Genomic DNA, 18,377 nt, shown 5'->3' with positions numbered 1-18,377 from the left:
CCGGGATCGGCCTGAAGGTGCAAGCCTTTGATGAAATCTGAGAGAACATCCAATGGGCAAAGTAAAAACCATGGGTACAGGCAAGTATATTCCTGAGCATAATGTAGATTCTGCAAAGCTGGATCAGGTGCTGCAGCTGACGAGGGGATGTGCGGAGAGAAAGTCGGGCATCAAAACCCGTTATTACGCCAAGGGAGAACCTGCTTCATCTATGGGCGCGAAGGCAGCTCTGCAAGCGCTGAGCGATGCTTCGCTGGAGCTGGATCAGATCGATGCGATTGTCTGCGCAAGCGGTACGATGGAGCAGCCGATTCCGTGCACAGCAGCCCTAATCCGAATATTCGACCGCAGCCGGATTTAAACAAGAAGGGCTTTCCTCAGCAAGCAGGTTTCTGCTTCCGGGAAAGCCCTGGCTTTATTGGTTAATGCGGCAAGTCATTGGAGACGATGGACTGCAAGGTACGGTTTCTGTCTGCGTTTAATTCCCAGAACATCGCGCCGCGTAATCCTTTGGTTTTGATAAACTCATTTTTCAGATGGACCGATTGCTCATCATCATACGTAATGAAGATTTTCGTAGAAGGGTTGTAGAGGAATGGAGTCTGCGTCACACTGTTCCAATAGCGGGTGTAGCCTTGGCCAGCTATGGTATATTTTCCGGTGGAATCCGCGGATAGAAGGCCGGTGTTCTGCATATAGGCAAAGTCATATGTTGAGCCGTCGGAGCCACCCGTGGCTTCACCGCTACAGCTTTGATACAATCCATTGTTATTGGGACCTGCATTGCAGCCTTTCCAGCCATAGCCATAGAATGGTTCGCCGATGGTTAACTTATTGGCAGGAAGACCTTTATTCAAGTAATTGGTTACTGTGGAATTGATGTTGAATTGGCTATTTCCATTTGTATTGGCCGGGTCGTTATATAATGGCGATACGATGCCGCTGGCAGCATCCCATGGACCGTAGTAGTCATAGGTCATGATGTTAATCCAGTCCAAATACTGTGCGGCATTAGACAGCCAGTTGCTGGTGCCGCCTGCATCGGCCAGGAAGCTGGAGTTCGCGCTGGAAGCAATCGTAATATAGTAGTGCTTGCCATCTTGCTGCCCGGCTGTATCCAGGGCTTGACGCAGCGTCTGCAAAAGCAGGACGTAGTTCGCTTTGTCAGCTGTACGTTGGCATGTTTGACCCGATGCGCAAGGTACACCGATACTGTTCGGGTATTCCCAGTCGATATCGATGCCATCGAATTGGTACTGACGCAGGAAGTTGACGGCAGAGGTCGCGAAGTTGCCTCTGGTCACCGGGTCATTCGCAGTGTTGGAGAATTGGTTGGACCAGGTCCATCCGCCAACAGAGGCGAACAGCTTAAGATTGGGGTTGGTGTTTTTAAGCTGTCTCATCTTCACCAATTGGTTATACCCGCCATCGGCGGTACCGTCGGTAAATGAATCCCCAAGCACAATTGAACCATTTGGCGCATTATTGACAGTGCCGTCACCGTTTTGACAGGTCCATGTGTTGGGATTGGGATTATCGGGACTCTGGGAAGGGTTGCCGTGCCTTCCATTCCAGCAAATATCAAGGAAAGCATAGTTGATCACAGTTACTTTTGAAGAGTCGATATTGGAGGGGGTAAAGGATGGTGAATCGTAAGCAGCCCAGCTTGGGAAATAACCAATGATCTCATATTGGGTTGAATTCTGAGGAAGGGTTGTAACGGTGAGCGCATTACTAGCAGTGGATACATTACCTGCTGCATCTTTTGCTTTCACAGTAAAAGTGTAGGAGGTGTTCGCGGTTAAGCCTGTTACTGTGTAAAAAGTTGTGTTCGAAGAGCCAGCCAGCGTCGTGCCATTATAAATATCGTAGCCGGCAACGCCGATGTTGTCTGTCGAGGCAGTCCAGCTTAGGGATACCGAGCTTGTAGTAACTGTAGGTGCAGTTAGATTATTAGGGGCTGTTGGCGGCTCTGTGTCCACAACAGGCGCTCCTGTCGTGACGTTAACTGGCGCGCTGGCAGCTGACACGTTGCCGGCAGCATCTTTCGCTTTGACAGTGAACGTGTAGGCTGTACTGGCGCTTAATCCTGTAACCGTATAGGAAGTCGTTGCTGAAGAACCGGCCACGGCAGAACCGTTGTACACATCATAACCCGTAACACCCACATTATCCGTTGAAGCCGTCCAAGTTAATGTAACGGTACTGCTCGTCACGTTGCTCGCTATTACATCGGCTGGCGCCGTTGGCGGCTGTGTATCCGCAGGGGATGATTGTTTGCTCCAAAGCGCCGGAACATTTGGCGGTTCCCATCCCACGAGGGAGGTATGTCCTTGTACGCATTGATAAGTATCTGTCCCGTAGGTGACGATATCACCTGTTTGATAAGTAGTATTAGGCTCCCATGGGGCAGCGCCCAAGGCGGTTAACGGCACGGTTGTGAATGCCATGATGATAACAAGAAGCAGGATAGCACTAACTTTTTTGACTTTTCTCAATTCTGATCACACTCCGCTTAGATTGGTTGATGGTTTGTCAGACCCGGGAGTACGTGACATCTCTCCTTTCATAAGAAATCTATGTAATCGCATTCCAAAATTACCGGAATGATAGAAGACACCCGATGATTAGAATGCGAAATTACAAGCTGCTTGGGGTTTTGGAGTTGATCAGTACCTATGAATCCATGGATGTAAGCAGCAAGGTAGAAATTCATGCACTCGCGGCTCACTGGGTCGTAGATATCTGATAAACGGAATAAAGTGGATAAACCTCGAATGGAATTTGGGATTGCCTGGCGGAAGGAAGGCAAAGCTGGGTCAAATCGGGGAAATCAAGAGTAAGGATCATTCAGTTCAATCGTTGTAACACGAAACTAAATATATGCACAGGGGGAAGAGAGTATGAACCCCATAACTAAAACAGTATACAAAAAAGCCCCTCACAAGTTCGAAGAACTTATGAGGGGCCTCTCATTTAAACCATGCAATTAAATCGTGAAGCATCCAGTGCTTCATATTTCAGGAAACCCTTGATGCATAAGGCTATGTTGGCCTGATTACATCATGCCGCCCATTCCACCCATGCCGCCCATGTCAGGAGCAGCTGGTGCAGCCGGTTCCGGCTTATCAGCCACTACCGCTTCAGTAGTCAGGAACAGACCTGCTACGGATGCTGCATATTGCAATGCGGAACGTGTTACCTTCGCCGGATCAACGATACCTGCGTCGAACATGTTCACCCATTCGCCTGTTGCTGCGTTGTAGCCTACGCCTACTTCTTCCTTCTTCAGCCGTTCTACAATCACGGAGCCTTCTTCACCCGCATTCGCCGCGATCGTGCGAACTGGCTCTTCCAGTGCGCGCAGCACGATGCTTGCGCCTGTCTTCTCGTCGCCGCTCAGGTCAAGCGCTGCGACTGCGTTATATACGTTCACGAGCGCTACGCCACCGCCCGATACGATCCCTTCTTCAACCGCTGCACGCGTTGCGTTTAGGGCATCTTCGATGCGAAGCTTGCGTTCCTTCAATTCCGTTTCTGTAGCTGCGCCAACCTTGATCACCGCTACGCCGCCAGCCAATTTAGCCAGACGTTCTTGCAACTTCTCCTTGTCGAACTCGGAAGTCGTCTCTTCCAGCTGCGCACGGATTTGGTTCACACGAGCATCGATATCCGCTTTGTCGCCGCTGCCGTCCACGATCGTTGTGTTCTCTTTCGTAACGATCACTTGGCGTGCACTACCCAATTGGTCGATGGTTGTGCTCTTCAGATCCAGGCCGAGCTTCTCGGTGATCACTTGGCCGCCAGTCAGAGCAGCGATATCCTGCAGCATCGCTTCACGACGATCGCCAAAGCCAGGTGCCTTAACCGCTACCGCATTGAACGTGCCGCGCAGTTTGTTCACGATCAGCATCGCTTGTGCTTCGCCTTCGAGGTCTTCGGCGATTACAAGCAGCGGTCTGGATTGTTGTACGATCTTCTCAAGCAACGGCAAGATTTCTTGCGTGCTGCTGATCTTCTTGTCGGTGATCAAGATATAGGGATTGTCGAGGACAGCTTCCATTTTATCGGTATCTGTGATCATGTATGGAGATACATAGCCGCGGTCGAATTGCATGCCTTCTACCACTTCAAGCTCCGTCAAGAAACCGCGGGATTCCTCAACTGTGATAACACCGTCTTTACCCACTTTTTCCATCGCTTCTGCGATTTGTTCGCCGATTTCTTCGTCAGCGGCAGAGATCGCAGCTACTTGAGCGATCGATTGCTTACCTTCAATCGACTTGGAGATCTTTTGCAGCTCTTCAACCGCTACTTTTACCGCTTTGTCGATCCCTTTGCGCAGACCGATGGGGCTGGCGCCTGCCGTTACGTTCTTCAAGCCTTCACGAATCAACGCTTGCGCAAGAACGGTGGCTGTGGTCGTACCGTCACCGGCTACATCGTTGGTCTTCGTCGCTACTTCCTTAACGAGCTGAGCACCCATGTTCTCAAATGCATCTTCCAGTTCGATCTCTTTTGCGATCGTTACACCGTCATTGGTGATCAACGGGCTGCCGAATTTCTTCTCCAACACTACGTTGCGGCCTTTTGGACCAAGTGTTACTTTTACTGCATCTGCCAAAGTATCTACACCACGTAGCATTGCGCGACGTGCTTCTTCACTAAATTTAATTACTTTTGCCATCGTTACGATTCCTCCTTAAGGATATTAAAGCGTGACCGATTTGATCGAGAACGGCCTGTTAACCGACAATCGCGTGAATGTCGCTTTCCTTCATGATCAAATATTCTTTGCCTTCATATTTCACTTCAGTACCCGCATATTTAGAGAACAACACGCGGTCGCCTTCCTTCACTTCAAGAGGAATACGAACCCCATCCTTCAATGCGCCGCTGCCTACGGCTACGACTTTGCCTTCTTGCGGCTTTTCCTTCGCTGTATCTGGAAGCACGATGCCGAAAGCCGTCGTTTCTTCTTGTTCAATTGGTTCTACCAATACACGTTCACCTAATGGTCTAATCATGAGAAATAGCCTCCTTATTAATATGTTGTAATGAAATCATAGACATATTCTTCTATGTATTAGCACTCGACATATTCAAGTGCTAATAACCAATATTATGATACTCAAATTAGGGACAAATTTCAAGTTCCTGATTGGATTTTTTATCAGACCAAACGCTCATTCAAGAGGATATTTCCCTCTGACACCAGACTGGAGTTCAATCGCACAAAATAAGAAAAGAGCAATCCCAATATCTTTTTTCACTTGAGATTGCTCTTTATTTTCTTTTCTAACCTTGTTAGCTGAATATATTTATTATGTTTATCAATCTGATTGAATTATTTAAGCGTTACGTTAAGCGCTCCGTTCTCAGCCTTTTCGATCGTACCTTGAAGCACTTTGGTTACGAAATCTGCCGGAACATACGTATTCTTATTATGCAGCTCTGGAGCAGCACCAAGGGAGAACGGAGCTACCTTGTTCAAGAAATATTGATCCTTGCCGAGCTCAATCGATGTAAATACAGCATCCTTGGTCAGGTCTGCTCTCTTCTCCTTTGCATTCCAGGTCAGCTTGAAGCCAAGACCTTCAATCGTGGAACGCAGTGGAATCATCATCTGCCCATCTGCTTTTGTGTAGTATTCGCTCTTGTTGATGACAACACTGGCCTTCGCAGCTTCATGATCTTCCCCTTTGGCGGCAAGGGCAATGCTGAATTCCGGTGTTCCTGCGGCTCCTGGTGCGATCGAGTATTTAGGGAATACGATCACAGCCTTGCCGTCCTTCACATAGAAATCCTCCTCTTGTCCGGCATCGATTCCTTTGAACTCGTCCGCGAAATAATCGTCCGGCTGCTTAGCAATTTGCTCACGAATTTGCTTGTCCAGCGCTGCTTTATAATCGGAGCCAAACAATTCCTCAAGCGTCACCCGTTCGGCCTCGGCTTTATTCCATACATTGTAGAAATATTTGATCGGCATTGAAGTTCCTCCGCTAAAGCCCTCTTGAGTAACTACAAACGAGAGCAATTGCTGCGGATTAACGGCAGCCGAGCCGTCTGACTTCACCTCATAGTCGATATACAATTCATACGGACGGAATTCATATTTATTCTCTTTTGCCTCCTTGGCTCCTTCCGCAGCCAGCTTCTCCCACTCTTGAATCGCCTTATCCGCATTGCGTTCAATAATATCGTTCATTTCCAGGCCATATTGTGTATCCTTCAAGCCCTCCACGACTGGAATTTTCACATGTACCTTCAAATAGGGACTATTCGAGGTGAGCGCCTTCGTCTTAATAGTAACCTTCTGCTCCAGCTTATTTGAGAGCTCTGCCTCAACCACGCTTTTGGCGGAGGGTGCAACCCCTTGTGCCGCTTGTACCGGTTGTGCCAGCTGGGCAACACCCACGCCGCTGATCAGCAATCCGCCAGCCACTCCCAAAGCAATAATCGATTTTTTAGCCATCCCTGTTTTCATGTCCATCGCCCTTTCGATAATGAGTAAGTTAAACTCTAGATTCTGAAGCATTAGTCTGAATTCGCCGGCAGCAGCCAGCATTTAATTGGACTAATCTTCCTGTGAACCTATCGTAACAGGAGCGGTGAAAGAGATAGTTACAAATCAACAACAGCCTACGTCAGCAGCGATGAAGCAGAAGGCAATACAATAGTTACCGTTGTCCCCTGATGCAACTCGCTGTCCATCTTCATGCTTCCCCCATGCAGTTCCACGATCTCCCTGGCCAGGGCAAGCCCGATTCCGCTGCCGGATTGCTTGCTCTTGCCCTTAAAAAACTTGGTCATCATCTTCTCCAAATCAGCCGGTGCGATCCCCTCGCCTTCATCGATCACCTCAAGCTGAAGCCCCTGCTCCAGCCGCCGGGCTCTCAGCAGCACTTCACCGCCCTTATGCGAGAACTTGATCGCATTGTCCAGCAAATTAATCAGCACTTGCTTCATCCGGTTGCGGTCCGCCGTAATATATCCGGCATCATCATACTCAGTCCGCAGAGTAACCCCCTTTTGCTCGAGGTGGGCCGCGAATTGTATTTTCAGTTCATGCAGCAATTCTCCTACATTCCAGCGCGTCGGATGCATCTCCAGATGTTTGGCCTGCAGCTTGGAGAAGTCCAGCAGATCATTAACCATGCCGTTGAGCCGCTTTGCCTCATCACGAATCGTCTGCAGCCCGTCGAGCAGTTCTTCTCTATCCTGCATATCTCCGGTAAGCAGCGTTTCCGACCAGCCCTGAATAGAAGTAAGCGGCGTCCTTAATTCATGGGACACCGTCGAAATAAACTCATGCTTCAGCTTATCGGTTTTTAAAATTTCCTCGGCCATGACATTCATCGTCTGACCAAGCACAGCAATCTCATCGCGCTGCCGATTCTCGGAACGGACATGGAAATCCCCCCTGATATACGCATTGGCTATGCGTCGCAATTCAAGCAGGGGGCCCACCATTCTGCTCGACAGAAATAAACTGACGATGAAGGAAGCGGCAATAATGCCGACGCTGAGCGTCAGCGTAACCAAGACGATCTCCGCATACAGTTTATCAACCGCAGCCAAGGATGTAACAAACCGAACGACACCAACGGCATTCTCCTCCCGGTACAGGGCATAGCTGTATGCTATCACATGCTCGCCGTCCTGCTCTGTCCTTCCGGTCCAAGACCCTTCTCCGGCCTGAGTGGCTTCGGTAATATCCGGCGAGGACAGCTGCCCCTCCTGCTCGAAGCCATTGGCATCCATCAGCACCTTTCCCGACAGATCAAGCACTTGAATACTCATATAATCAGCCGTCGGAATTTGCTGGAAGATCTCTGTCGCTTTTTCACGCAGCGTCTCATCGTTAATAAATTTATTGTAGTATGAAGACAGCACATCCACCCGCTCCGCGAACGCTTCCTTCGCCCCCTGGTAATAATACCGGTGGACACCATACAGGAAGACGGTGGAAAACAAGGTTGTAACGAACAAAATAATAAAGAAATGGCTTAATAACAGCTTGCTCTTAATGCTCTTCATGCTGTGAGCTCCATTTGTAGCCATGTCCCCACACCGTATGAATCCAGTGCGGATGAGAAGGATCGTCCTCAATCTTGTTGCGCAAGCGCCGCATATGTACGTCGACAGTCTTTACCTCACCCGAATAATCCTGTCCCCATACCGCATTAAGGATGTCATCCCTGCTCAAGCTGGCGTCTGCATGCTCCAGAAACAATTTCATCAACGCATATTCGGTCGGCGTCAGCTCCACCTCAATCCCATTTTTCCACAGCTTCCGTTCCTTCGACGATAACCTAAAAATGCCCGACTGAAGCTGTCCGCCCATTTCATACGCCACAGGATGCAATCTGCGGTAAAGCGCATTAATCCGGGCCAACAGCTCAGTTGGACTGAACGGTTTACATATATAATCATCCGCCCCCATTTCAAGCGCGGCCACCAAGTCTTCCTCTTGCGTTAGTGCTGTTAGCATAATTATGCCCATTTTCGGAAAAGAACGCCTGAGCATTCTACACACATCAAGCCCGCTAATCGCGGGCAGTTGAATATCAAGCAAGGCTATATCTATGTCCTTCTCCCTCTCTACAGCTTCCATTGCCTCCTCACCGGATTCCGCCTCCACAACGACGATCCCCTGCCGTTTCAAGTTGATGCGCACAAAATTACGGATCGGGCGCTCATCCTCTACAATCATTACCTTCATCTTGTACAACCTCCAACACTGCCTTAATATTTCGTATCTTTAAAACCGCTGACCAATTCCTTCACCGAAATAGCCAACGATTGAATTGCATTCGGATATTCCTGCAAACTTTCCGGGAATATGCCAGCAATCCACTTGTCCTTGCCTTCGCGCAAGGAAACAAATTGATAGCCTGCCTTCTTCCATTTTTCAATCTCTTGACTCTTGTCGGACAAAGGCACTATTTTGATCTCCAGGAGCGATAGCTCAGGGTTCCGCAGGGGTCTGAACGAGATATCCTCATTGTCGCCGGTATACTGCAGTGTCACCTGATCGATCCAACGCATCGGCAGATCAAAGCGGTAATTGTTCTCAAAGCTATAGAAGCTGTCCATCACGGGCTGCAGCTTGCCTTGCGGCGTCCACTGTATCCACTCATGAATGAACGGCATGTCCGAATAAGGGATATCCTCTGTTCCCGGAGGCTCCTTCATCCGGTCAATTTCCAGAATTCCATCCCCGTTGATATCCTCGCTCAAGGTCGTCTGAGCATTAAAAAATTCCGGGTTGAGCGGATCGGCATTAAGCACATCCTTTAACTGCCCTTGCTCCTTAATCAGCAGCGAAGTATAAGAAGAGTGGGCGCCGAAATCTGCCACGATGACGATTCCCTGACGTTCTTCATTTACTTTGCCGGTAACAACCTGGGCATAGCCGTTGATCGCACCATCCAGATCAAGCGCTGTTTGCTTGACTAACCGGCCATCATGAAAATCATATAAAGCCGCTTCCGCTACCATTTTCTCGGAATCCCAGGACAGGTTGAACAGCTCCGGTCTGTTGTTGCCATCCAGGTCGGTAACAAGTATCCTGGTGTACAGCATATCCCCAGCCAGTTCAAGCTTGTTCTGCTCATTCACCGAATGAATCTGCAGCTCATTGCGTCCGCGAACCCCGCCCTTCCAGCCGGTAATAATCTCGCTGCGTCCGTCTCCGTCAAGATCGGCAAGCTGGAAGAAATCGATACCGCGGCTTGGAACTGCAACCTGATCCATCCGTTCCCATTTCCCTTGATTCTCCCGCAATAGAATATACCCGTGTTCAAATTCATCGCTTTCATTGGCATAAAAAGCAATCACCTGCCGATGGCCATCCCCGAGAATATCTTTAATGAATATCGCCGTGGCCCCATAAGGTCCGTTATCGGGTATGACCAGCTTGGAATGAGGCGGCAATTGCTGCAGTACTTCCTGGCGGATATTGGACTGCTGCTGGGACTGGGCCGGGGGCTGCAGCAGCTGAAATGGCGTACTGCCCAGACTGCAGCCGCCGAGAAGCAGGACAACTCCGCTGATTATAAATACAAATATCATTCGATTGATTCTCATGTCATCACCATTCAATTCTAAATTCATAGACTGACTAACTCTATCTCTAATCATATAGAATGACGAGATGAAGAGGTTACAGAACCATTACGCCAACAATGAACAAAGGCTATCACATAAGGTCAGATGACCTTAGGATAGCCCGTATTTGCAATGAATAAGCACGACATTTCCAGTATTTTATTATATCAGCGCCAGCGGGAATATTGCTGAACTGATTGTGTAACAAATTATACACCTACCCGGGCTGGAAATTCCAATAAGTTACCCGCGCAGATGATCCTTCAGCCGAAACGTATATCCCTTGGATCTATTACCCGAGACATCCACGCTTTGAATCGTTATCGAATAACTTTTGGCAGCGGGTATTTTCGGGAGTACAACGGTCTGAACCCCTCTTGATACCTCTAATGTATGACCGACCTGTTTTTTGTTCTGAAACAGGCTGATCAACACTTTTTGTCCGTCCAAATCATAGGGTCCATCCCAATAGAGCCCCATGCTTTGTCCTGCTTGCACCACGCGCACATTCTCCACCTCTCCCGGCGGAATATGATCTATCACCGGTTCAGGCTCGGGAGCAGGAGCGGTGAATACCTCAGGATCCCCAAAGGTGAATTTATCGATATTGTACAACCAGTCCGATCCCTTAAAAACAAGGAATATCAGATGTTTTCCCGTTACGCGGGTGGTTATCTCTGACGAGAAAACCTGAAATTTTTGCCAGCCTCCGGTCCCCGTCACTTGCACAGTTGAGATTACAGGGCCGTTCACTCCATCGATCCGCACTTCAAGGGTACCGCCAGCGGTATCACTGGCCGCATGCACATGGAACTGCTCCGGACTGCCGCTGCCAAAATCAATATAGTTGTACATTGCATAAGGCTGATTCGGGCCATACAAACCAGCCAAATAGGTATGACCTCCGCCCGTCTCCGTTCCAAGCTCCACTGCACTTGTATAACTCTCGGCTTCTATTTTGCTATAGGCATCCATAACCTTGCCCTTCACCGTCGTGAAATTAAACCAATCCAGATTGCATGGGAAATCAGCTCCATTTGTTCCTTTAAAGGTTAGATATACATCATGAGTACCGGTTGCCAGCGTATCATCAACGATGGACATCATGTTCATCCACCGATTCCAATCGCCCATGGCCGGAACCGGGATCTCGCTGACCACTGGTCCCTGCGGACTGTCGAGCCTTACCTCAATCGTTCCGCCTTGGGATCCGCTTGATACATATACCGTAACCCCGGACGCTCCGTCAGCGAAATCAATCCCCCGATAAAGAGCATGAGCTCCATCGGAAATCCCCTCAATATAGCCATGCTCCATATTTCGGTCCAACCCGAAGCTGTCATCAAAATCTTCCGCCTGCAACTTAGCGAAAGCGTCTGTCCTGGTCGGATCATCCCGCGTGAATTTGAACCAATTGAGATTAAACAGATAGCTGTCCGTTGTTTCTTCAAATACCAGATACACGTCATGAACTCCGGTTACCGTTGCAGGATGGCCCTGGTGATCTTTCAATACGCTGACGGCATCCATAAAATGCTCCCATCCGCCTGTGTCTTCGACGTTGACAGTGCCAACGACCGGACCGTTCAGAGCATCCAGACGAATCTCGATCCTGCCGCCTGCCGTCCCGCTGGCCGCCCTGGCAATAAAGCCCTTGGCACCCAGCTTGCCAAAGTCCACCTGCTTGTAGGCTGCAAAATGGCCGGATTGAATTCCGCCGAGCTGCATCGTTCCTTCTGCGCTTCCCTCCAGGATGAAACCCTTGCCGTCATTGTACTTCTCCGCTTCAATTTTATGATAGGCATCCCTGGTCTGATAGCTTAGCGGCATACTCCTGGGCTTAAGGACCGCCAGCGCCTGAACGGCACTGGACGCTGTCCAGGAGTCGTAGGTTCCGGACTGCCTGCGGCCGATCCAATTGCCGTCAACAATTCCATCCTCATTGCGGTGGCTCCAGGCCATTTCCGTATTATAAGCGAGCCATTCGTCAAGCTCCCTGCTAAACTGCTTATAGCCTGATGCAGCCTTTTTTCCGTCCAGGGAGGTTAATAAATAGGCCAGATTACGAATTAGAATCGTCTTGCCGCCCTTCAAGTCCCCGTTGGGCCCTTCATAATTAAGCAGCCTATTCTCATCCGTCTGGTGTTCCTTGACAAATTGAGCGGCCTTCACGGCATCTTCCAGATAGACGGAATCCCCGGTGCTGCGGTACAGCCCTACCGCCGCGCCGATAAAGGTTCCCTGATTATAGTGGGTCGCATCGGGAACGCCGCCGCGTACCGGCTCAATCCGGTCAAAGACTTTGCCCTTGCCATCGGTCAGCATCGTCTTGCCCCAGCGAAAAATACGGGAAGCGGCGTCCAGATAGTGCTGGTCCCCGCTTATTTCATAGAGGAATACCGCTGCTTCGGCAGCCGGAAAGTTGATGCAAGCGTTCTTCGTAACATGCTCGCTGTTTAACCACCAGAGTCCGCCGCCAAATTCCTCATCCCATTGGGTGTCGTACACAAAGTCGAAGTAATATTTCGCCTTGTCCAGGTATTTCGGCTCGCCGGTAATTTGATACGCTCGCGCGCTGGCCATAGCCCACCACATAATATCGTCGTTGAACGGATTATTCGTCCAGTCCTCTCCGTACTTCGCCACCGCCCCCGTAAAAATATCATCGATTTGCTGGCGAAGCTGCTGCTTTAACGTCCTATCGGAGGTGTGGAGATATGAATCCATGACCATCTCCCATAATTCGGCTTCTACCCAAAAACTCTGGTAGGAGTCGCTTTGCTGCGAATCGGCCCGAAAATGCTTCGTTTCGGGATTCCAGAAATATTGATTAAATGCCCTGATGGCTATATCGGCATCGGAAGACTTGTAAGCATCGGCTGGAGAAGCTCCTATTCCTGTGAATACGGTTAAAGCAGGCACAATGGCCAGGACGGCCATAAACCATTTGGACCTGAACGGCTTTCCATGTTTCAAGTTCACGCTAACCCCTCCCAATATAAATTTACTTTCCCATCTATTCCTTTACCGAGCCAAGCACGATGCCATGAATCAGATACCGCTGCAAGAAAGGATATATCATCATAATCGGAATCATGGAGACCAAGATTTTCGCTGAATTCAGGGTCGTATTGGATATTTTATTGAACTGCTGAAGCTGCTCAACGGTCAGGTTCTGCATCTGGTCCCGCGTCAGATTTAGCTGCTGCAGATAGGTCTGCAACGGAATTTTGCTGCTGTCATTAATCAACACAATACCGTCAAAAAAGTTGTTCCAGTGCCCCACAATCACGAACAGGGTGATTGTGGCCAGGCTGGGCAGAGAGACCGGCAGGAAGATGTTCAATAAAATTTTGAGCGGCCCCGCTCCATCCATAAATGCCGCTTCCTCAAGCTCCTTGGGAATGCCCTTGAAGAAATTCATCAGCAGGATCACGTTAAACACCGGGACCGCGCCTGGAAGCACCAGCGCCCAGAGGGTATTGATGAGATTCAGCTTGCTGATGACCATATACCACGGGACGATCCCACCGCTAAACAGCATAGTAAAAATGATAATCCACATGTAGACATTGCGCGATTTGAATTGCATCGTGCTGCGCGACAGCGGGTAAGCCATCAGCACCGTAAGCAGCATATTGATGCCGCCCCCAAGGACGACCCGTTCCACAGATATTTTGAAAGCGCGCCAGAACTTGACATCGTTCAGAATCTTCTCATAGGAAGAGAAATTAACGTCAACGGGCCAGAAATTGACCTCTCTGGCGTTCACCGCCGCGCTGCTGCTGATCGAGATCATGATCGTGTTAAGCATCGGAGCCAGCGATAGAAAAGCGATGATAACCAGCACGGCGATAATCAGAGCATTCATCATTTTTGATCCCAAGGTTTGCGACTGTACCATATGATCCTCCTAGAAAATCCTGTACCCGGCATACTTGGCCGCCAGCCGATAGGAGATAATAATAAGCACAAAGCTAATTACTGATTTCATCAAACCGACCGCCGTAGCAAATGAATATTGCATATTAATAAGCCCCATACGATAAACAAATGTATCGATAATATCCCCTGTCTCGTAGACGAGCGGATTATACATGTTAAAGACCTGATCAAAGCCGGCGTTCAGCACATTCCCCAGGCTGAGCGTGCCCAATAAGATGATGGTTGGAAAAATGCCTGGCAAAGTAATATTCAGCATTTGCTTCCAGCGGTTAGCTCCGTCAAGCGCGGCCGATTCATACAGTGCCGGGTTAATCGCCGTTAAGGCCGCCAAATAAATAATCGTCCCATAGCCGAATTCCTTCCAGGTATCCGTCACGATCAGCAGCGGCCTGAACCATGTATTGCTGGCCATAAACATGATCCGCTCCAGACCCAGGAGTTCCAGCAAATTGTTGACCATCCCGTCATAAGAGAAGATCATTGTCAGCATCGTTCCCAGCACAACCCAGGACATAAAGTGCGGTAAATAGACGATCGTCTGCACTGTGCTCTTGAACAGCTTCACCCGCACCTCATGAAGCAGCAGCGCGAATACGATCGGTGCAATCAGGCCAAGAATGATCTTTCCGGCAGCGATGACCAGAGTGTTCACAAAGATCTGTCTGCTGTCCGGAAGCTGCAGCATATAAGTAAAATTGCCGAGTCCAATCCAAGGGGAGCCGCCGATCCCCTTGGCTGGAATAAATCTCTGAAACGCCATCACCGCACCGAACATCGGAATGATGGCGAAAATGAACAGCATGATCATGCCAGGCAGCAGCATCATATGATAGGTCATCCCGTTCAGGCGTTGGCGCGCACGGCTTTGGCGCAGCGGCGCTTGCAGCTGCCGGCCCATGCTGACTCCGGTTCGATTCATGTTCATCACATCCTGCGATTAAAGTTACTTTTGATTTATCTCGGCCAGAATTTCGTCCCCGCCAGTCCGATGCCAGGTGTCGACGAATTTATCGAATTCACTAAGCGGCGCTTCGCCCATAATGATTTTAAGAATCGTCTCTTCTTCCATCTTCTTCAGATTGGCCCATTTCATCTTCATCGTATCGGTTGTGCCATAAAAAGCGCCCGGTATGACTTCCAGATTCGGATTGTTGGCTTCCCGTTGCCCTTCAATACGCGATAGATATTCCCCGTAAGTATTAGCGTCGATATTGTTCCCTTCTTTTTTGAAGTCCTGATAGGCATGGAGCGATACTAGACGGTCAGGTTGAATTTTGCTCTCATTTCCGGCTTGGTCCGCTTCCATAATGTCATCATAGTAACGCTTCAATACGTCGTTATAATCGATTTGCATCGGAATCTGCGTCGGCTCGTTATTCCATCTGCTGTTATCGGTCAGCCCTTCACTTGCATGCTCTTTTTTGTACTGAACAGCATCGTCCGTAAGCGAATACAAAAAATCTGTGTTCAGGTTAATCGATTTCATAATCGCTTCCGAATGAGCGTAATCCTTCTTGACTACGGTGAAGCTGCCGGCCGGGTCCTGACGGATTGTCTTAAATTTGCCGTTCTCATCAACCGGTGCGGATACGGCGATCCAGACCGCTTCCGGATCCTGCTTAATGGTATCTTTATAGTTCGTGTAGCCGATCCACCAAGGGTTGAAAAGCATACCTGCCTGGCCTTTAATGACCAGCGCTTCCTTCTCTTCCCCGGACCTGACGGCAAACTGCTTATCGATCAGCCCCTCTTTGTAACGCTGGGCCAAATCAGCCAGCGCTTCCTTCATTTCCGGCTGCACCGAGCCATATACGACCTTGCCTTCCGCATCCTTGATCCAGTTCGTCGGGAAGGCATTATAGACCGCGAATACCGGCGTAAAGTTCATCGCATTCTGATCCATAACGAAACCGACCGTTTTTCCTGTGCCGGAAACGTCCTTTTCAACGAAAGTCCTGGCCAGGTCCCAAACTTCCTCCAGGCTTGCAGGCGTCTTTGCGCCTACTTTATCCATCCAGTCCTTGCGGATCCACAGCAGCTGATGCTGGTTGCCGATATTGGTATGCGGCAAAGCCATGATCTTGCCATCGAAAGTAACCTGATCCATGAGCAGGCTGCCATAGGTGTCGTAAATTTCTTTCAAGCCTTTGGAGGCGGTCTTGTCATAAACTTCGGTCAAATCCGCAATCAGATCGTTATCGACCAATTGGTTGAGAATGTCCCGACTAACCGTCATTACATCAGGCAGATCGCCCGTCGTCATGGAGAGGGACAGCTTCTGATCCATATCATCGGTCTCCCAGGCAATCTTCGCCTTCACATTCACCCTGCTCTCCACATATCTGGTAGCCATGTTGTTCTCGATTGTGTCTCCGTCGGGAAGATTGCTAGTATGGTTTGTGTTACGGCCGATCGTGAATTCAACAGAGGTGTCATATTTGCCATACGGATCAAATTTCACCCCATCATCGACCTGCGCTTCATCCGAGCCGCCAGCGTTTGTCCCGCTTCCTCCTCCACAGCCGCTGACAGCAAGCATGCTGAGGCAAACCAGGAGAATAAAGACTAATTTCCGCTTATTCTTCATATCGCTAACCCCTTTATTTGATTTTATGGGTTCATTGTATCCGTTTTCATAAAGGGCGGATATGCAACGTTTTTTTGATTCATAACACGTTTTTTATGAATTATAAGGCAGCGTAATCTTCACCTTAGTTCCTTGGCCCGGATTACTAAAAATGTCCAAGCCATAGTCCGTTCCGTAATACAGCTTGATGCGATCATTGACATTTTTCACACCGTAACCGGAGCTGCTTGCGGTCAACAGCTTTTGTTCCTGCTCCGACGACATGCCGATGCCGTTATCCTCCACCTTCATTTTGATCTCCCCTTTTTCAAGATAGACAGAGATGTTTAACAGGCGGTCGCCAATCAGAGGTTCAGCAAAGCCATGCTTGATCGCATTTTCGACAATCGGCTGTAATATGAAGTGAATAATGTGATGGTTCAATAGCGACTCTTCCACCTTATAATCAATCTCAAAGCTTGCATCGTGCATAATGAGCTGCAGATCGATATAGGCCTTGATATTGGCTAATTCGTCCTTAATCGTTACCAGCGCCTTGCCTTTATTCAGCGTGGTCCGATAAAATTGGGCCAGCGCGGCCACCATGTACCCGGTTTCGATATCTTGCTTCTTCACAGAGCGCCAATGTATGAACGACAAGGTGTTATACAGAAAATGCGGATTGATCTGGGCAATGAGCTGGCTGTACTCGCTTTCTCTCTTGGCGCTTTCTGCCTCGTATACCTGCGAGATTAAGCTTTTGATCCTGCCCAGCATCTTGCCGATCCCATTCGTAAGCTCGCCTATTTCATCCCGGGAAGAGCTTTGGATGATGATCTCCAGATTGTTTTGCTCCACCTTATCTACTTTATTTCTCAGATGAACGATCCTCCGCGTGAAGCTGCTGGAAAATACATATATCAGACTGAAGGCAATCAGCAAGCTTAGCACAATAACAAAAAACGTAATCTTAAAAATGGTCAGTGCATTCATGTAAGCATTATCGTGGGAAACGGAAAATTTCAGCGTCCAGTCGATATTTTGCAGCGAACCGCTGATGTCCGTCAGGCTTCTGGCTGTCAGCACGTCCTGATTGCCTTGATATATGAGCTTATGCCGGCTGTCTTCAATGCTTACAGAGATATGGTCGGAGACCTGCTCTATGCTTGAGAAGATACTTTCATAATTGATGGTGATCACCATAAAATTGCTGTTCCTGTGATTGCTGATCAACTGCTGCAGCAAATACACATGCCCGTCATAAATAATCCAGCGCCGGCCTCGATCACCGTCATACCATGGCTGTCTTTTCAGTTCATGAAGCGGCAGTATATGATCGCGAATCCCCAGCAGATCACCTGAGGTGTAGAAGGTAATTTCTTCGATATTCCCGTCCATCAGCTTGATTTGCGAGAGCAGCGGGTCCATCGTATCCCTGAAATCCAAGTACATATTAAAATAATTGTCCTGATAATTTTTCAAAAAAATTTGAGAGAAATCCCGGTTCAGTACAATAAATTCGCACAGCATGTTATAGCGGTTTATTTTGTAGTCCAGGATGTTGGCCATTTGGCTGAGACCGGAGCGCGCCTCACTATTTAATTCGTTGATCTGCGTTGTGTAGGATTGAAGAAATGACAGCATGCCCAGGAGTAGAATCGGAATCAGCACAATGGTGAGGTGTGAGAGAAGCAGCTTGCTGCGGAACTTTAGATCATTAAACCTGCTTTTCATCAGACGAATGATCATCATT

At 48.9% G+C, this 18,377-nt stretch carries 14 protein-coding genes; 2 read left to right on the top strand and 12 right to left on the bottom strand.

Annotated features, from left to right (window positions below; genetic code table 11):
- The first annotated feature begins 52 nt into the window (after nt 1-52).
- The gene (locus tag BN1360_RS10845; RefSeq protein WP_068779874.1) at nt 53-361 is read left to right on the top strand and encodes a hypothetical protein; all 309 of its coding nucleotides are present in this window, start codon (nt 53-55) and stop codon (nt 359-361) included.
- A 61-nt stretch (nt 362-422) separates the two neighbouring features.
- Here BN1360_RS10845 and BN1360_RS26315 read toward each other — a convergent pair whose 3' ends face one another.
- Nucleotides 423-2,450 carry a glycosyl hydrolase family 18 protein gene (locus BN1360_RS26315; RefSeq protein ID WP_068780022.1) on the bottom strand — a complete coding sequence of 676 codons (2,028 nt, stop codon included), beginning with the start codon at nt 2,448-2,450 and terminating at the stop codon, nt 423-425.
- A 173-nt stretch (nt 2,451-2,623) separates the two neighbouring features.
- Here BN1360_RS26315 and BN1360_RS26225 point away from each other — a divergent pair, with 173 nt between their 5' ends.
- Nucleotides 2,624-2,749 (top strand): hypothetical protein, encoded by a 126-nt coding sequence (locus tag BN1360_RS26225; protein ID WP_267490886.1) that lies wholly within the window; start codon nt 2,624-2,626, stop codon nt 2,747-2,749.
- 309 nt (nt 2,750-3,058) lie between these two features.
- Here BN1360_RS26225 and groL read toward each other — a convergent pair whose 3' ends face one another.
- The 11 genes from groL to BN1360_RS10785 form a co-directional block, all read right to left on the bottom strand.
- Nucleotides 3,059-4,687: a chaperonin GroEL gene (groL, locus tag BN1360_RS10835; protein ID WP_068779873.1), complete on the bottom strand. Its 1,629-nt coding sequence runs from the start codon at nt 4,685-4,687 to the stop codon at nt 3,059-3,061.
- Between the two features lie 58 nt (nt 4,688-4,745).
- Complete coding sequence (groES, locus tag BN1360_RS10830; RefSeq protein WP_068779872.1) at nt 4,746-5,027, bottom strand: co-chaperone GroES; 282 nt, start codon at nt 5,025-5,027, stop codon at nt 4,746-4,748.
- A gap of 320 nt (nt 5,028-5,347) precedes the next feature.
- Nucleotides 5,348-6,538, bottom strand: coding sequence for a stalk domain-containing protein (locus BN1360_RS10825; RefSeq protein ID WP_229520977.1), 1,191 nt, complete (start codon nt 6,536-6,538; stop codon nt 5,348-5,350).
- A 104-nt stretch (nt 6,539-6,642) separates the two neighbouring features.
- Nucleotides 6,643-8,040 carry a sensor histidine kinase gene (locus tag BN1360_RS10820; RefSeq protein WP_068779870.1) on the bottom strand — a complete coding sequence of 466 codons (1,398 nt, stop codon included), beginning with the start codon at nt 8,038-8,040 and terminating at the stop codon, nt 6,643-6,645.
- Nucleotides 8,027-8,725, bottom strand: a complete 699-nt coding sequence (locus BN1360_RS10815; protein WP_068779869.1) for a response regulator transcription factor — start codon at nt 8,723-8,725, stop codon at nt 8,027-8,029. The genes BN1360_RS10820 and BN1360_RS10815 overlap by 14 nt, the downstream gene beginning before the upstream one ends.
- Nucleotides 8,726-8,748: 23 nt before the next feature.
- Nucleotides 8,749-10,092 (bottom strand): FG-GAP repeat domain-containing protein, encoded by a 1,344-nt coding sequence (locus tag BN1360_RS10810; protein ID WP_229520976.1) that lies wholly within the window; start codon nt 10,090-10,092, stop codon nt 8,749-8,751.
- Nucleotides 10,093-10,356: 264 nt separating this feature from the next.
- Nucleotides 10,357-13,095 (bottom strand): carbohydrate-binding protein, encoded by a 2,739-nt coding sequence (locus BN1360_RS10805; protein WP_082790019.1) that lies wholly within the window; start codon nt 13,093-13,095, stop codon nt 10,357-10,359.
- A gap of 34 nt (nt 13,096-13,129) precedes the next feature.
- The gene (locus BN1360_RS10800; RefSeq protein WP_068779867.1) at nt 13,130-14,017 is read right to left on the bottom strand and encodes a carbohydrate ABC transporter permease; all 888 of its coding nucleotides are present in this window, start codon (nt 14,015-14,017) and stop codon (nt 13,130-13,132) included.
- Between the two features lie 9 nt (nt 14,018-14,026).
- Nucleotides 14,027-14,896, bottom strand: a complete 870-nt coding sequence (locus BN1360_RS10795; RefSeq protein ID WP_229521114.1) for an ABC transporter permease — start codon at nt 14,894-14,896, stop codon at nt 14,027-14,029.
- A gap of 105 nt (nt 14,897-15,001) precedes the next feature.
- The gene (locus BN1360_RS10790) at nt 15,002-16,645 is read right to left on the bottom strand and encodes a type 2 periplasmic-binding domain-containing protein (protein ID WP_068779866.1); all 1,644 of its coding nucleotides are present in this window, start codon (nt 16,643-16,645) and stop codon (nt 15,002-15,004) included.
- Between the two features lie 93 nt (nt 16,646-16,738).
- The gene (locus BN1360_RS10785) at nt 16,739-18,358 is read right to left on the bottom strand and encodes a sensor histidine kinase (RefSeq protein WP_229520975.1); all 1,620 of its coding nucleotides are present in this window, start codon (nt 18,356-18,358) and stop codon (nt 16,739-16,741) included.
- Nucleotides 18,359-18,377: the final 19 nt, after the last annotated feature.

This window comes from Paenibacillus sp. GM2 (assembly GCF_900069005.2).
Lineage (GTDB): Bacteria > Bacillota > Bacilli > Paenibacillales > Paenibacillaceae > Fontibacillus.
Note: the sequence above shows the minus strand (reverse complement) of the source record. Positions and strands in the feature narration are given on the sequence as shown.

Excerpts from the sequence above, each read along its gene's own strand:
- BN1360_RS10845 (WP_068779874.1), top strand. The coding sequence starts at position 53 with ATGGGCAAAGTAAAAACCATGGGTACAGGCAAGTATATTCCTGAGCAT.
- BN1360_RS26315 (WP_068780022.1), bottom strand. The coding sequence starts at position 2,450 with ATGGCATTCACAACCGTGCCGTTAACCGCCTTGGGCGCTGCCCCATGG.
- BN1360_RS26225 (WP_267490886.1), top strand. The coding sequence starts at position 2,624 with ATGATTAGAATGCGAAATTACAAGCTGCTTGGGGTTTTGGAGTTGATC.
- groL (WP_068779873.1), bottom strand. The coding sequence starts at position 4,687 with ATGGCAAAAGTAATTAAATTTAGTGAAGAAGCACGTCGCGCAATGCTA.
- groES (WP_068779872.1), bottom strand. The coding sequence starts at position 5,027 with ATGATTAGACCATTAGGTGAACGTGTATTGGTAGAACCAATTGAACAA.
- BN1360_RS10825 (WP_229520977.1), bottom strand. The coding sequence starts at position 6,538 with ATGCTTCAGAATCTAGAGTTTAACTTACTCATTATCGAAAGGGCGATG.
- BN1360_RS10820 (WP_068779870.1), bottom strand. The coding sequence starts at position 8,040 with ATGAAGAGCATTAAGAGCAAGCTGTTATTAAGCCATTTCTTTATTATT.
- BN1360_RS10815 (WP_068779869.1), bottom strand. The coding sequence starts at position 8,725 with ATGAAGGTAATGATTGTAGAGGATGAGCGCCCGATCCGTAATTTTGTG.
- BN1360_RS10810 (WP_229520976.1), bottom strand. The coding sequence starts at position 10,092 with ATGAGAATCAATCGAATGATATTTGTATTTATAATCAGCGGAGTTGTC.
- BN1360_RS10800 (WP_068779867.1), bottom strand. The coding sequence starts at position 14,017 with ATGGTACAGTCGCAAACCTTGGGATCAAAAATGATGAATGCTCTGATT.
- BN1360_RS10795 (WP_229521114.1), bottom strand. The coding sequence starts at position 14,896 with ATGACCTATCATATGATGCTGCTGCCTGGCATGATCATGCTGTTCATT.
- BN1360_RS10790 (WP_068779866.1), bottom strand. The coding sequence starts at position 16,645 with ATGAAGAATAAGCGGAAATTAGTCTTTATTCTCCTGGTTTGCCTCAGC.
- BN1360_RS10785 (WP_229520975.1), bottom strand. The coding sequence starts at position 18,358 with ATGAAAAGCAGGTTTAATGATCTAAAGTTCCGCAGCAAGCTGCTTCTC.